Raw genomic sequence first — 13,799 nt, 5'->3', positions numbered from 1 at the left:
GGACGGCCCGCGACAATGGAACACAGCACGGAAGCCGCCCGGGACGAATCCCGCCAACCGACAGCACACGACCTTGACGTACTGAGCAGGCAGCTGGGACGTCCTGTCCGCGATGTCGTGGAAATTCCGGCACGGTGCGTCTGCGGCAACCCGCTCGTCGCCGCGACCGCCCCCCGTCTCAGCAACGGGACCCCGTTCCCCACCACGTTCTACCTGACCCATCCGGTGATCACCTCCGCGGTGTCCAGGCTGGAAGCCGCCGGCGTCATGAATGAGATGAATGACCAGCTCGCCGGGGACCCCGCCCTCGCTGCGGCTTACCGGTCGGCCCATGACGAATACCTGGCCGCCCGGAATGCGATCGGAGAGCGTTCCGGCATCGGCCCGGTGCCGGAAATCGACGGCGTCTCGGCCGGCGGCATGCCCGTACGCGTCAAGTGCCTGCACGTCCTCGTGGGCCACTCCCTGGCGTCCGGTCCCGGCGTCAACCCGCTCGGCGACCAGGCCCTTGGAATGATCAGCGAGTGGTGGACGGCGGACAAATGCTACTGCGACGGCGCCTGGGACACCACCGGGGCAGCGCCGTCCCGGGATCTCAGCCGCCACGGCCCCCAGGGCCTGCCGGACATCGTTGGCCGCCCCGCGCCCGTGCGAAAGCCTGCCCGCGACGCCGGGGTGGCGGAATGACGCGCGTGGCCGCCATCGACTGCGGCACCAACTCCATCCGGCTCCTGATCGCGGACATCGACCGGAGCAGCGGCAGTGCGGCCTTGACCGACGTCGTCCGGGAAATGCGCGTGGTCCGGCTGGGCCAGGGGGTGGACGCCACCGGCGAACTGGCTCCGGAAGCGCTGGAACGCACCTTTGCCGCCGCCGCAGACTATGCCCGCCTCATCCGTGAGCACGGCGCGGAACGCACCCGGTTCGTTGCGACCTCGGCAACCCGCGACGCACGCAACCGCGACGTCTTCGTAGACGGCATCCGGGACCTGCTGGGAGTTGAACCGGAGGTCATTTCCGGTGATGAGGAAGCGGCCTTGTCCTTCGCCGGCGCCAGCAGTGTGCTGCCCATCCTGGACGGCCACGAAGTCCTGGTGGTCGACCTCGGCGGCGGAAGCACCGAATTCGTCCTCGGCACCGCGGCCGGGGTCACGGCCGCCAAGTCCGTGGACATTGGCTGTGTCCGCCTCACGGAGCGGCACCTGCGCGATGATCCGCCCACCGCCGAACAGGTGGCGGCCGCCGAATCCGACGTTGACGCCGCCCTGGCCCGCGCCGGACGCGACGTTCCGCTCGAACGCGCCACCGCCGTCGTCGGTGTGGCCGGGTCCGTCACCACCATCACTGCGCACGCCCTCCGCCTGCCCGAATATTCGCCGCAGGCCATCCACGGCGCTGAGCTGCCCATCGAGGTCGTCACGGCCGCGGCCGGTGACCTGCTCGAGATGACCCGCGCCCGGCGCGCGGACCTGCCGTACATGCACCCGGGCCGGGTGGATGTGATTGGCGCCGGGGGACTGGTATGGCGCCGCATCCTGGAACGGATGGGCACGCTGACCGGCGGCAGGATCACCTCCGCCACCGCGAGCGAGCACGACATCCTTGACGGCATCGCCCTGAGCATCGGCTAGCCGCATGCAGTCCACCCCAGCTCCGACCCCGCCTGCGCGCCGGGCCGCCGCGGCCCTTGTCGCTGTCCTGCTCGCAGCATGTTGCCTGTGCGCCGGCCTCTTTACCGCCCCGGCCGCCAAGGCCGACGATTGGCGCGACAAGGAATATTGGCTGGCAGATTCCGGCATCACCAAGGCCTGGGAGGTCTCCAAGGGCGCCGGAGTCAAGGTAGCCGTCATCGACAGCGGCATAGACGCCCAGCACCCGGACCTCAAAGGTGTGGTCACCGGCGGCTATGACGCGTCCGGATCCGGCCAGCCGGACGGCCAGAAAAGCGTCGGTTCCAAGCCCGAACACGGCACCTTGGTGGCCACCATGCTGGCAGGCCGCGGGCACCAGCCGGCCAGTCCCTCGCCCAGCCCCAGCCCCAGCCCCGGGCCCGCCGGCACGCCGCCGGACGGGATCATGGGCGTGGCGCCGGAAGCGCAGCTCCTTTCCGTTTCCACCTGGCTGGGTTCGCCGAACCCTTCCGGCAAGAGCGACCAGGACCAGATTCCAGAGGCCGTCCGCTGGGCCGTGGACAACGGTGCCAAGGTCATCAACATTTCGCTCGGCAGCACCACACCTCAATGGCCCCAAAGCTGGGATGCGGCGTTCCTGTATGCCGAACAAAAGGACGTGGTCATCGTGGCCGCGGCCGGCAACCGGGTAGGCGGCAACACCCAGGTGGGCGCTCCCGCAACCATTCCCGGTGTCCTCACCGTCGCCGGCCTGGACCGCAAGAACACCGCCAGCGTGGATGCTTCCTCGCAAGGGATCAGCATCGGCGTGGCCGCGCCTGCGGAGAACCTGGTGGGCGGGCTCCCCGGCGGGAGCTACGCGGAGTGGGCCGGAACGTCAGGGTCCACGCCGATCGTTGCCGGGGTGGCCGCCCTGATCCGGTCCAAATGGCCGGACATGAGTGCCGAGCAGGTCATTAACAGGATCGTCTCAACGGCGAAGGATGCCGGCGCCCCCGGAAAGGACCCGCTGTACGGCTACGGTATCCTCAACGCGGAGGCCGCCCTCAAGGCAGATGTCCCGGAAGTGTCGGTGAACCCGCTGGGCACCATTGCCGAATGGATCCGGGTCCACCGGCGCGGCAACGCAGCACCGGCAACCCCGCTTCCCTCCGCCACCCCGGTGCCCAGCGCCGCGCCTACCCTGCCGGAGGCAACCGTCCCCGCCGCCAAGGCCCCCTCGCAGCGCGACAGTGCCATCGGCGCCGCCGTCGTGATTGGTTTCGCCGCCCTGTTCGTGGCCATCATCGCGGCAGCGGCCTTCCAGCTCAGGCGGGCATCCCGCAACCCGGCCCTGGCCAGGGAGGACCCGGACACAGGAGTGGTGGAACGGGTGGATCTGCCCCGGGAACGTCACGTTACGGACCAGCGACCAAGTTAGTGAAGATTTTCACAAACTGCGCTATCCTTAAACTATGGCAACCACCCCACAGCTCCAGGACCGTCCCAGGGTACTCGTCGTCGGCGGCGGGTACGTCGGCCTGTACGTAGCACTGAAACTGCAGAAGAAGATCGCGAATGCCGGTGGCATCGTCACCGTCGTTGATCCCCTGCCCTACATGACCTACCAGCCCTTCCTTCCCGAAGTGGCCGGCGGCAACATCGAAGCCCGCCACGCGGTGGTGTCCCACCGCCAGCACCTCAAGCAGACGGAACTGATCCAGGGCCGCGTCACCTCGATCGACCACGTCAACCGGACGGCTGTGGTGGCACCCGCCGACGGCGGCGAAAACTTTGAGGTTCCCTATTTCGATGTCGTCCTCGCAGCCGGCGCCATCACCCGCACGTTCCCCATCAAGGGCCTGGCGGACAAGGGCATCGGCCTGAAGACCATCGAAGAAGCCGTTGCCCTGCGCAACAAGCTGCTGGAGCGCATCGAAGTTGCCTCCACCATGACGGACCCCGCTGCTCGCGCCAAGGCCCTCACCTTCGTGGTGGTCGGCGGCGGCTTCGCCGGCATCGAGTGCATTACCGAAATGGAAGACCTCGCCCGCGCCGCCGTGCGCAACAACCCGCGCGTCAAGCAGGAGGAAATCCGCTTCGTCCTGGTTGAAGCCATGGGCCGCATCATGCCCGAGGTCACCGCCAAGCAGGCCGACTGGGTCGTGGAGCACCTCCGCAGCCGTGGCATCGAGGTCCTGCTGAACACGTCGCTGGACAGCGCCGAGGGCAGCCTGAAACTCATCAACCTGCCGGACAAGACGCCCGCGCAGGAATTCGAGGCCGACACCCTGGTGTGGACTGCAGGCGTGCAGGCCAACCCCATGGTCCGTTCCACCGACTTCCCGCTCGAGCCGCGCGGCCGCGTCCGCGTCCTGCCGGACCTGCGCATCGCCGGCGACGAAGGCATCGTGGAGAACGCCTGGGCAGCCGGTGACATCGCGGCTGTTCCGGACCTCACCGGGAAGGGCCTCCCGGACGGCACCTGCGTCCCGAACGCCCAGCACGCCCTCCGCCAGGCCAAGCGCCTCGCGAAGAACCTCTGGGCCTCGCGCTGGGAAAAGCCGCTGGGGGACTACAAGCACAAGAACCTCGGTGCCGTGGCCGGCTTCGGCGAATGGAAGGGTGTTGCCAACATCAACCTCCTGGGCCGGATCGGCCTCAAGGGCGGCCTTGCCTGGCTGGCACACCGCGGTTACCACGGCATGGCCATGCCCACCGTTGAACGCAAGTTCCGCGTCATCCTGAACTGGATCATCAGCTTCTTTGCCGGCCGCGACACCACGCAGCTGCTGGACCTGGACAACCCGCGCGGCGCCTTCGTCGCGGCGGCCACCCCGGCTCCCAAGCCTGCGGCTGCACCCGCAGCCGTTCCTGCATCCGGCTCCGGTTCATCCGCCACGACCGCTCCGAAGGAAACGGTGGCGGCAAACGCCAAGTAGCGCCTCCGCGCTTCAGCACGCCGACGGCGGCTGTCCCCTTTCCCGGGGACGGCCGCCGTCGGCGTTTCCCGGCAATACGCCGCCGGCAGGTACCATTGACCCGGCGCCCCAGTAGCCCAATTGGCAGAGGCAGCGGACTTAAAATCCGCGTGTTGTGGGTTCGAGTCCCACCTGGGGTACAACTGCCACGCACGGGGAACTGACGCCCCCACCAGCGAAAGCCGCCTGCATTGCAGGCGGCTTTCGCCATTTAATTCCACATAGGCAACGACTGTTATAAGGCTGTGACCTCAGTCACTTAGATTCGCTGCCTTCCATGCACTAGCTTGAACCTAAATCAGGAATACCTGGTCCCATTTTCGGGCGCCGCAGCGCCCCATTGATCCGCACGCGCATCGCATGGCCCTGTTTCGGAAGGCAGACAAATGTACCGAAAGAAAGTCCTCACCTCGTTGGCAGCAGCAGCCACATTCAGCATGCTGCTGTCGGCCTGCGCCAACCAGGCGGGCCCCGGCACCACCGAAAGCTCCGGCTCCTCCAGCAAAGTGAACATCCCCGCCATTTCGAAGGTGGATGTTCCGTCCGGCGCGGTCAAGCCGGCCGGCGACGGCAAGGCAACCTGCCCGGCCACCACCACGCTGGCCTATGCCGGCGCTCAGACCGGCCCGAACGCACAGCTGGGCGTCAACATCTTCAACGGCATCCAGCTCGCCATCGACCAGCACAACAAGGCCAACCCGGGCTGCCAGGTCCAGTTCAAGAAGTTCGACACCGAAGGTGACCCGAACAAGGCCACCGGCCCGGTGACCCAGTTGGTGAGCGAGCCCGACATCCTTGGTGTCATCGGCCTGCCGTTCTCCGGCGAGTCCAAGGCAACCGGCAACATTTTCGAGCAGAAGGGCCTGGTCCACATCACCCCGTCGGCCACCAACCCCACGCTGACCGAAAACGGCTGGACCACCTTCTTCCGCGGCCTCGGCAACGACGCCGTCCAAGGCCCGGCCGCCGCGAAGTTCCTCACTGGCAAGCTCGGGGCCAAGAAGGTCTACCTGGTCCAGGATGACTCCGACTACGGCATCGGCCTGGGCACCTCCACCTCTGCAGGCCTGGGCAGCGCCCTGGCCGGCACGGAGAAGGTAACCACGGGGCAGAAGGACTTCTCCGCAGTCATTTCCAAGATCATGAACGCCAAGGCGGACGCCGTCTTCTACGCCGGCTACTACGCCGAAGGCGCACCGTTCGACCAGCAGCTGGTTGGAAAGGGATTCACCGGAACGTTCGTGGCACCCGACGGTGTCAAGGATGACCAGTTCATCAAGCAGGCAGGCGACGCCTCGAACAACGCCTACTTCACCTGCCCCTGCCTCCCGGGTGAACTGATCCCGGACTTCGCATCCGCTTACAAGGACGTCTCCAAGGGCGCCGAGCCCGGTACGTATTCCATCGAAGGCTACGATGCCGCAACGGTGCTCCTGTCCGGCATCGACGCGGGCAAGCAGAGCCGCGCAGATCTGCTGTCGTGGGTGAAGTCCTACGACAAGGACGGCTTCAGCAAGCACTACAAGTGGGATGCCAAGGGCGAGCTCCAGGCTCCGACCGTCTACGGCTACAAGGTGGAAAACGGGAAGATCGTTCCGATCGGCCCCATCGGGGAGTAGCAAACCGGCGGGAATCGGCTGTGGGGGCCAGCACTGCAGGCCCCCACAGCCTTTTCTTCGCTTGGCAACAAACCCAGGACCAAGCTACGTCACTAGACATAAGTCCCTCGGCCGGGCCCACAAAGCCCCGTGCAACTGGATCAGGATGTTCCCATGCTTCCCTCTCTCGTCCCACTGCTCCCGACTGAAAATGACTGGATCACTTTCGATATACCGTCCCTGGCCCAGAATTTCTGGAGTGCCACCTTTGATGGCCTGACGTTCGGCGCCATCTACGCGCTGGTCGCCCTTGGCTACACCCTCGTGTACGGCGTCCTGAACCTGATTAACTTCGCACACTCTGAAGTGTTCATCGTTGGCTGCTACGCCGTCTTCTTCACCCTGAGCAGCCTGGGCTTCGGCCCGTCCGTTCCCCGCCTCGACATCTGGGCCATCATCCTGAACCTGCTGCTGGCCTTGGTCCTTGCCATGCTGGCCTCCGCAGTCACGGCCTTCCTGCTTGAGCGCATTGCCTATAAACCGCTCCGGCAACGCAACGCCCCGCGCCTGGTCTTCCTGATCACCGCCATTGGCGCCTCGTTCACCATCCAGTACCTCATCTACCTGTGGCGCGGTCCCAGCCCCGAACTTGCGCTGACAATGTTCCGGCCCACCCCCATCTTTGATGTCTTCGGCACCATCGTCGATTCCCAGCAGCTGGTGATCATCATCGCAGCCGTCATCATGATGGTCGGCATCGACCGATTCATCAGCAAGTCCCGCACCGGCCGCGGCATCAGGGCAGTCGCCCAGGACCCGGACACCGCGACGTTGATGGGTGTCAACAAAGAGCGCATCATTATTACCACCTTCATCATCGGGGGCCTGCTCGCAGGAGCCGCAGCATTGTTCTACGTCATGAAAATCCCCTCCGGTGTCCAGTACAGCGGCGGATTCGTCCTCGGCATCAAGGCCTTCGCCGCAGCCGTGCTCGGGGGCATCGGCAACGTCCGCGGCGCCCTGCTGGGTGGACTGCTGCTCGGCTTGATCGGCAACTACGGCCAGATCCTGCTCGGAAACTCGCAGTGGACCGACGTCGTGGCCTTCGTGGTGCTGGTGCTCGTGCTGCTGCTGCGGCCCGAAGGCATCCTGGGCACGTCCCTTGGAAGGAGCAAAGCATGAGCATGACGGATGGACCCACGCCGCTGCAGACGGCGGCCGCCGCACAGGCTGCTGAGGACCGGGAAGCCTCGTCCAAGGCGGCCGGCAGGAGCGATCTGCGCCAGCGCGGGAAACGCAAGTCCGGGTACTTCTCCGACCGGTGGCACGCCCTGTCGCGCCAGCAGCAGTGGGCATTCCTGGTCATCGTCGTTGTCCTGGCCTACCTGCTCCCGCTGCTCAACCCGCCCATCATCACCACCGAGCCGGGCAACAATTTCGCCTTGGCATGCTTCGATATGGCACGGTTTGCCCTCATCGCGGTAGGCCTCAACGTGGTGGTGGGATACGCAGGCCTGCTGGACCTTGGGTATGTTGCCTTCTTCGCCGTTGGCTCATACTGTGCGGCGATGCTGACCAGCCCCGATTCACCCTTCCTGCACATCCCTTACCTGTGGACCATTCCGGTGGCCATGGCCGTGACAATGTTCTTCGGCGTGGTGCTGGGTGTCCCCACCCTCCGGCTTCGGGGCGACTACCTGGCCATCGTGACGCTTGGATTTGGTGAGATCGTCCGCATCCTGGCCACGATCATTCCCGCCATGAAGGGCCAGGTCGGTTTCCAGAACGTCGGCCATCCGCCCGGTACCGAAGCTGACGGTACGCCCATCTTCTCCAACTCGAACGGTGTGCCCTGGTACTGGCTGACCCTGACCATCATCATCATCGTCACCCTCCTGGTGGGCAACCTGGAGCGCAGCCGGGTTGGCCGCGCCTGGATCGCCATCCGCGAGGATGAGGACGCAGCTGAAATCATGGGTGTTCCCACCTTCAAGTACAAGGTGTGGGCATTTGCCATCGGCGCCGCGATCGGCGGCCTTTCCGGCGCGCTTTTTGCCGGGCAGGTGGGGTTCGTCAATAACCAGAAGTTCGACGTCACCACCTCAATCCTGTTCCTCGCTGCCGTCGTGCTCGGCGGGGCCGGCAACAAGGTCGGCGCCATCCTGGGTGGGGCCCTGGTCAGCTACATTCCGTTGAGGTTCACGGCCATCGCCGAGTACAAATACCTGATCTTTGGCATCGCCCTGGTCCTGATCATGATCTTCCGCTCGCAGGGGCTGCTCCCGGCACGGCAGCGCCTGCTCGCCTATGGCCGGACAGCTTTCAATAAGGTCGCGGCCCGGGACACGCAAACCAAAGACACGGACAATCCAACAGCCGGCCCCGGGACCCGCACGGCCGGAGAGAGGGGAGCGGAGGCATGAGTTCCGAGGAACGGCAGGCCGGCTCCGGCAGCGTCGGGGAGCAGCCGGACAAGGGCAGCCCGGCAGTTGCAGCACCCGAAATGGACATCGAAGCCCTGGCCGAAGCCGGGGTGGACCAGGAACTGGCCGAGAAAGTGGCACCGGACCGCGATATCGCGGTTGCGGTGGGCGACAACATCGTGGAGGTCCAGAACCTCACGATCAAGTTCGGCGGCCTCGTGGCATTGGACAACGTCAGCTTCAACATCAAGCGCGGCGAGATCCTGGGGCTTATCGGTCCCAACGGCGCCGGCAAGACGACCTGCTTCAACGCCATGACCGGGGTCTACAAGCCCACCAGCGGGAAGGTGGTGTTGGAGGGCCAGGTCCTGAACGGCATCAAGCAGCATAAGATCACCCGTCTGGGCTTGTCCCGCACTTTCCAGAACATCCGGCTCTTCGGCGAAATGACGGCGTTGGAAAACGTGGTGGTGGGCCTGGACGCGCGGCACCGGACCAGCGTTGGCGGGGCCCTGCTGCGACTGCCCACCCACATCAAGGAGGAAAAGTCCGCCATCGAGCGCGGCATGGCACTGCTTGATTTCGTGGGCATCAGGAGCCACGCCCACGTCCTGTCCCGCCAGCTGCCTTACGGTTTCCAGCGCCGGCTGGAGATCGCCCGGGCACTGGCTACCGATCCGAAGGTACTCTGCCTCGACGAGCCGGCCGCCGGCTTCAACCCGGCCGAGAAAGAGGAGCTGATGGCGCTCATCCGCACCATCAGGGACGAGGGTTACACCGTACTGCTGATCGAGCACGACATGAAGCTCGTGATGGGTGTCACCGACCGGATCGTGGTGCTGGAGTTCGGGAAGAAGATCGCGGACGGACTGCCGCGCGAGATCCGCGAAGACCCGAGGGTCATTGCCGCCTACCTAGGAGAGCCCGAAGATGACGTTGCTTGAACTTGAGGACGTTTCCGTCCACTACGGCCGCATCCAGGCGCTGCGGAACATCTCCTTCACGGTGGAAGAAGGCGAAGTGGTGGCGCTGATCGGCGCCAACGGCGCCGGCAAGACCACCACCATGCGCACCATCTCCGGCCTGTTGAACTGCTCCGAGGGAAAGATCACCTTCGCGGGCCAGGACATCACCAAGATGAAGGCGCACATCCGGGTGGTGCACGGGATTTCGCAGGCGCCCGAGGGCCGTGGGATCTTCCCGGGCATGACGGTGATGGAAAACCTCGACATGGGCACCTTCGGGCGCAAGGACAGAAGCGGCGTATCCAAGGACCTGGACCGCGTCTTCGACTTGTTCCCGCGGCTGAAGGAACGCGAGAAGCAGTTCGGCGGAACCATGTCCGGGGGCGAGCAGCAGATGCTCGCCATCGGACGGGCCCTGATGTCCAACCCGAAGCTGCTCCTGCTGGACGAGCCGTCCATGGGGCTGGCACCGCAGTTCATCCGGCAGATCTTCAAGATCATCAAGGAGATCAACAACCAAGGCACCACCGTCCTGATGGTGGAGCAGAACGCCAACCAGGCCCTGGCGGGAGCGCACCGGGCCTTCGTCCTGGAGACCGGCGAGATCACGCACAGTGGCACCGGCAAGCAATTGCTGGAAGATCCCTCCATCAAAGAGGCCTACCTGGGCGTGGGATAGCTGCCCTGCGGGGCCCGGTTGTCCGGGAGGCAACGGTCACGGTTCGGTTGCAACCGGGCCCCGCGGGAACTTTCACCACGGCCTCCACGTGGGACTTGGTAGCGTAACAATCAGCTCATCACCCACACCCACATGGAGGAATTCCGCAATGGCACTTGGCGGCAACCCGATCTTCAACGGAAAGAGTTTCCGTGGCGCCACCCAGGCACCGCCTGTCCCGCAGGCTCCGTACGGTGCTCCTTACGGCCAGGCGCCGTACAGTCAGCAGCCGTACGGCCAGCCGTCCTACGGCCAGCAGGGGTGGGGCACCCAATCCCAGGGCATGACGGACGAACAACTCCAGCAGATGTACAACCAGCCGTCTGCCGGCCCCGCCGACACCGGCAGGATGACGTTCGACGACGTCATCATGAAGACCGCGGCCTGCCTCGGCGCCGTGCTGGTAGGCGCAGCCATCACGCTGACCGTTGGCCTGGGGCTGGCCTCCCTGCTGATGATCGTCGGAGCCCTGGGCGGTTTCGTGCTGGCCCTGGTCAACACGTTCAAGAAGCAGCCCTCGCCCGCACTCATCCTCGCCTATGCCGCCCTGGAAGGACTCTTCCTTGGCGGCCTGACCCGGATCCTGGATACGCAGTACCCAGGTGTGGGCCTGCAGGCAGTCGTCGGCACGCTTTCGGTCTTCGCCGTAACCCTCCTGCTGTTCAAGAGTGGCAAGGTGCGTGCAACACCCAAGGCCATGCGCTTCTTCATGATCGCACTCGGCGGCTACGCCCTGTTCTCCATCGTCAACCTTGTCATGATGATGACCGGCCTGACGCAGGAGCCCTTCGGCCTGCGCAGCGGCATGATCGGCGTCGTCATCGGCCTGCTGGCGATTGGGCTTGCCGCCTTCTCGCTGGTCATGGACTTCACCAGCATCGAGGCCGGAGTCCGCAGTGGCGCTCCGCAGCGCTTCTCCTGGACGGCGGCCTTCGGCCTCACCGTCACGCTGGTCTGGCTGTACGTGGAAATCATCCGCCTGCTGGCCATCCTGCGCGGCGACGACTAGGCACCGGCGGCAACTGCCGCCGTCGTCAGCAAAGGCCGTGGGCCCCACCAAACTGGTGGGGCCCGCGGCCTTTTGCGTCCGCAGCCCGTCAGGGCTGAGCGGTAGCCCGCCTAGGCAATACGCATGGCGCCGGCGGCAGGGGACACAGTGAAGATGTCCGGTGCCGTGAAGCCGGCGTCGGAGAAGGCCTTCGCGACGGCGGTCCGCACCCTCTGCTCCGCATCCACGGGGGTCAGGGCGATCGCTGCCCCGCCGAACCCGCCTCCGGTCATGCGGGCACCGAGGGCCCCGTTCGCCCGTGACGTGTCCACGGCCAGGTCCAGCTCCGGGCACGAAATTTCAAAATCATCCCGCATGGAGGCGTGGCTGGCATCCAGCAGGGGTCCGATGGCAACCGGGCCGGCACCGTCCAGGAGTTCGACGGTCTGGAGCACCCTGTCGTTTTCAGTCACCACGTGCCGCACCCGCCTGAACGTCACCTCATCGAGCAGCCCGGCAGCCTCTTCAAGGTCACCCACCTGGACGTCCCGCAGCGCCTTGACCCCGAGGACCTCCGCCCCGAGCTCGCAGGACGCGCGCCGGGAGGCGTAGCCGCCGTCGGCATGGGAATGGGACACCTTGGTGTCGATGACCAGCAGCACCAGGCCGGCGGGTTCTGTCTCGAACGGAACCAGGGCGGCTTTCTGGTCCCGGCAGTCGAGGAACACCGCATGGCCCTTGGCGCCGCGCAGCGACGCGGACTGATCCATAATCCCCGTGGGCGCGCCCACGAAGTCGTTCTCCGCACGCTGCGTTGCCAGCACCATCTCCTGGGCCGTAAGCCCGGCGCCGGTGAGGTCGTTGAGTGCGGAGATCACGGCGCATTCGATGGCGTGCGACGACGACAGGCCGGCGCCCAGCGGCACCGTGGAGTCAAGGAGCAGGTCCAGGCCGGGGACGTCGATGCCGCGCTCCCGGAGGGCCCACATTACACCCAGGGGGTACTTGGTCCAGCCCTTGGCTGTTCCGGGCTGCAGGGACTCCAGCGAGGTGGTAACGACGCCTTGGTCACCGTACGTGGACAGCAGCCGCACGGTCCGGTCCGGGCGGACCGCGACGGCCACCCGGGCGGTGCGGTCGATGGCGAACGGAAGCACGAACCCTTCGTTGTAGTCGGTGTGCTCGCCGATGAGGTTGACCCGGCCCGGCGCCTGCCACACGCCGTCTGCAGTGCCACCGAAAGCCTCGGCGAAGCGGACGGCGAGATCGACGGCGGAAACCTGGGCTGTGCCGGCCTGGTCCTGGCTGCTCACGCGGAAGCTCCTTCTGGTGCGGCCGCCACGGCGGACGGCTCTGTGGACGCCGGGACAGAGACACTGCGCAGGCGCTCCGCCACGCTTTCCGGCGTGGTGTCGTTGATGAACGCGCCCATCGCTGCCTCCGAGCCGGCGAGGTATTTCAGCTTATCCGCTGCCCTGCGCGGGGAGGTCAGCTGCAGGTGGAGGTAGCCGGCCGGGCGGAGGACTTCATCCAGGGGAGCCTGGTGCCACGCGGAGATGTAGGGCGTGGGCGTGGGGTAGAGGGCATCCACCCGCTTGAGCAGGTCGAGGTACACCTCCGCCAGCTCGTCCTTCTCCTCCCCGTCCAAGGCGGCAAGGTCGGGGACGTGGCGATGCGGCACCAAGTGGATCTCCAGGGGCCACCGGGCGGCGAAGGGCACATAGGCGCTGAAATGCGTCCCCTCCACCACCATCCGGCTGCCATCTTCGCGTTCTGCACGCAGCAGGGAGCCGGTCAGGGTTTCGCTCCCGTCCTTGGCGTCGTAGTACTTCCGGGCGGCAGCGCCCAGGACGCCGGCGCGGGGTGTGACGTAAGGGTAGGCGTAGATCTGTCCGTGTGGGTGATGCAGCGTCACGCCGATATCGGCGCCCCGGTTCTCAAACGGGAACACCTGCTTGATGCCGGCCATGGCGCTGAGCGCAGCGGTGCGCTGTGCCCACGCCTCGATCACCGTGCGGGACCGTTCCCGGGTCAGTCCGCTGAACGAACCGGTGTGTTCAGGAGTGAAGGAGACAACCTCGCAGCGCCCGTAGGCGGGACCTTTCGTTCCCCATCCCGGAACCGCCGGAACGGGCCCCAACGCAGGGCCGAGGGACGGGAAGCGGTTTTCGAATACCACCACGTCGTAGTCGGAAGCCGGAATCTCTGACGCGTTCGAGTCAGTGGTGGGGCAAATGGGGCATTGGTCCGCCGGAGGCAGGTGTGTCCGTGTCTGCCGGTGGGCAGCCACAGCCACCCATTCCCCGGTGAGGGCGTCGAACCGGATCTCGCCCGGTTCGCCCCTGGGCGGCAGCCCGCGATGGTCCGTGGTGAGTTCCGCGGTCCGGGGCGTGGTGCTGCCCGCATCGTCGAAGTACATCAGTTCCCGACCGTCGGAGAGCGTGGTGGTGGTCATCCCTGTCATGGCAAAAGTTTCTCATAAACGCTCAAGAAAGAATAGTTAACAACAAAAAGTA

12 protein-coding genes and 1 tRNA gene are annotated in these 13,799 nt (G+C 65.9%); 11 read left to right on the top strand and 2 right to left on the bottom strand.

The window, feature by feature from the left end:
- The first annotated feature begins 15 nt into the window (after positions 1-15).
- From AC4EEO_RS13250 to AC4EEO_RS13200, 11 genes are all read left to right on the top strand, one after another.
- Positions 16-687 (top strand): DUF501 domain-containing protein, encoded by a 672-nt coding sequence (locus tag AC4EEO_RS13250; protein WP_133832122.1) that lies wholly within the window; start codon positions 16-18, stop codon positions 685-687.
- Positions 684-1,631, top strand: coding sequence for a Ppx/GppA phosphatase family protein (locus tag AC4EEO_RS13245; RefSeq protein WP_491339008.1), 948 nt, complete (start codon positions 684-686; stop codon positions 1,629-1,631). The genes AC4EEO_RS13250 and AC4EEO_RS13245 overlap by 4 nt, the downstream gene beginning before the upstream one ends.
- Positions 1,632-1,635: 4 nt before the next feature.
- Positions 1,636-3,051 carry a S8 family serine peptidase gene (locus AC4EEO_RS13240; RefSeq protein WP_491339007.1) on the top strand — a complete coding sequence of 472 codons (1,416 nt, stop codon included), beginning with the start codon at positions 1,636-1,638 and terminating at the stop codon, positions 3,049-3,051.
- A gap of 34 nt (positions 3,052-3,085) precedes the next feature.
- Positions 3,086-4,552 carry an NAD(P)/FAD-dependent oxidoreductase gene (locus tag AC4EEO_RS13235; RefSeq protein WP_018761906.1) on the top strand — a complete coding sequence of 489 codons (1,467 nt, stop codon included), beginning with the start codon at positions 3,086-3,088 and terminating at the stop codon, positions 4,550-4,552.
- A 105-nt stretch (positions 4,553-4,657) separates the two neighbouring features.
- Positions 4,658-4,731 (top strand) — tRNA-Leu (locus tag AC4EEO_RS13230).
- Positions 4,732-4,977: 246 nt separating this feature from the next.
- Positions 4,978-6,210: a branched-chain amino acid ABC transporter substrate-binding protein gene (locus AC4EEO_RS13225; protein ID WP_018761905.1), complete on the top strand. Its 1,233-nt coding sequence runs from the start codon at positions 4,978-4,980 to the stop codon at positions 6,208-6,210.
- A 153-nt stretch (positions 6,211-6,363) separates the two neighbouring features.
- The gene (locus tag AC4EEO_RS13220) at positions 6,364-7,371 is read left to right on the top strand and encodes a branched-chain amino acid ABC transporter permease (RefSeq protein ID WP_018761904.1); all 1,008 of its coding nucleotides are present in this window, start codon (positions 6,364-6,366) and stop codon (positions 7,369-7,371) included.
- The gene (locus AC4EEO_RS13215; RefSeq protein WP_018761903.1) at positions 7,368-8,612 is read left to right on the top strand and encodes a branched-chain amino acid ABC transporter permease; all 1,245 of its coding nucleotides are present in this window, start codon (positions 7,368-7,370) and stop codon (positions 8,610-8,612) included. Before AC4EEO_RS13220 ends, AC4EEO_RS13215 begins: the two co-directional genes overlap by 4 nt.
- Positions 8,609-9,556: an ABC transporter ATP-binding protein gene (locus tag AC4EEO_RS13210; RefSeq protein ID WP_491339006.1), complete on the top strand. Its 948-nt coding sequence runs from the start codon at positions 8,609-8,611 to the stop codon at positions 9,554-9,556. The genes AC4EEO_RS13215 and AC4EEO_RS13210 overlap by 4 nt, the downstream gene beginning before the upstream one ends.
- A complete protein-coding gene (locus tag AC4EEO_RS13205) occupies positions 9,543-10,256 on the top strand; it encodes an ABC transporter ATP-binding protein (RefSeq protein ID WP_018761901.1) in 714 nt (237 codons plus the stop codon). The genes AC4EEO_RS13210 and AC4EEO_RS13205 overlap by 14 nt, the downstream gene beginning before the upstream one ends.
- Before the next feature lie 148 nt (positions 10,257-10,404).
- Complete coding sequence (locus AC4EEO_RS13200) at positions 10,405-11,304, top strand: Bax inhibitor-1/YccA family protein (protein ID WP_491329565.1); 900 nt, start codon at positions 10,405-10,407, stop codon at positions 11,302-11,304.
- 110 nt (positions 11,305-11,414) lie between these two features.
- On the opposite strand, the gene galK is transcribed toward AC4EEO_RS13200, so the two are convergent.
- Both galK and galT read right to left on the bottom strand, forming a co-directional pair.
- Positions 11,415-12,596, bottom strand: a complete 1,182-nt coding sequence (gene galK, locus AC4EEO_RS13195) for a galactokinase (protein ID WP_491329566.1) — start codon at positions 12,594-12,596, stop codon at positions 11,415-11,417.
- Positions 12,593-13,747, bottom strand: a complete 1,155-nt coding sequence (galT, locus tag AC4EEO_RS13190) for a galactose-1-phosphate uridylyltransferase (protein ID WP_491329567.1) — start codon at positions 13,745-13,747, stop codon at positions 12,593-12,595. Before galT ends, galK begins: the two co-directional genes overlap by 4 nt.
- Positions 13,748-13,799: the final 52 nt, after the last annotated feature.

It is taken from the genome of Pseudarthrobacter sp. MOO13 (genome assembly GCF_058267655.1).
Note: the sequence above shows the minus strand (reverse complement) of the source record. Positions and strands in the feature narration are given on the sequence as shown.

Bases quoted from the DNA above. Each gene is read 5' to 3' on its own strand.
- galT (WP_491329567.1), bottom strand. From the start codon at position 13,747: ATGACAGGGATGACCACCACCACGCTCTCCGACGGTCGGGAACTGATG.
- AC4EEO_RS13205 (WP_018761901.1), top strand. From the start codon at position 9,543: ATGACGTTGCTTGAACTTGAGGACGTTTCCGTCCACTACGGCCGCATC.
- AC4EEO_RS13225 (WP_018761905.1), top strand. From the start codon at position 4,978: ATGTACCGAAAGAAAGTCCTCACCTCGTTGGCAGCAGCAGCCACATTC.
- AC4EEO_RS13245 (WP_491339008.1), top strand. From the start codon at position 684: ATGACGCGCGTGGCCGCCATCGACTGCGGCACCAACTCCATCCGGCTC.
- AC4EEO_RS13250 (WP_133832122.1), top strand. From the start codon at position 16: ATGGAACACAGCACGGAAGCCGCCCGGGACGAATCCCGCCAACCGACA.
- AC4EEO_RS13210 (WP_491339006.1), top strand. From the start codon at position 8,609: ATGAGTTCCGAGGAACGGCAGGCCGGCTCCGGCAGCGTCGGGGAGCAG.
- AC4EEO_RS13215 (WP_018761903.1), top strand. From the start codon at position 7,368: ATGAGCATGACGGATGGACCCACGCCGCTGCAGACGGCGGCCGCCGCA.
- AC4EEO_RS13235 (WP_018761906.1), top strand. From the start codon at position 3,086: ATGGCAACCACCCCACAGCTCCAGGACCGTCCCAGGGTACTCGTCGTC.
- AC4EEO_RS13200 (WP_491329565.1), top strand. From the start codon at position 10,405: ATGGCACTTGGCGGCAACCCGATCTTCAACGGAAAGAGTTTCCGTGGC.
- AC4EEO_RS13240 (WP_491339007.1), top strand. From the start codon at position 1,636: ATGCAGTCCACCCCAGCTCCGACCCCGCCTGCGCGCCGGGCCGCCGCG.
- AC4EEO_RS13220 (WP_018761904.1), top strand. From the start codon at position 6,364: ATGCTTCCCTCTCTCGTCCCACTGCTCCCGACTGAAAATGACTGGATC.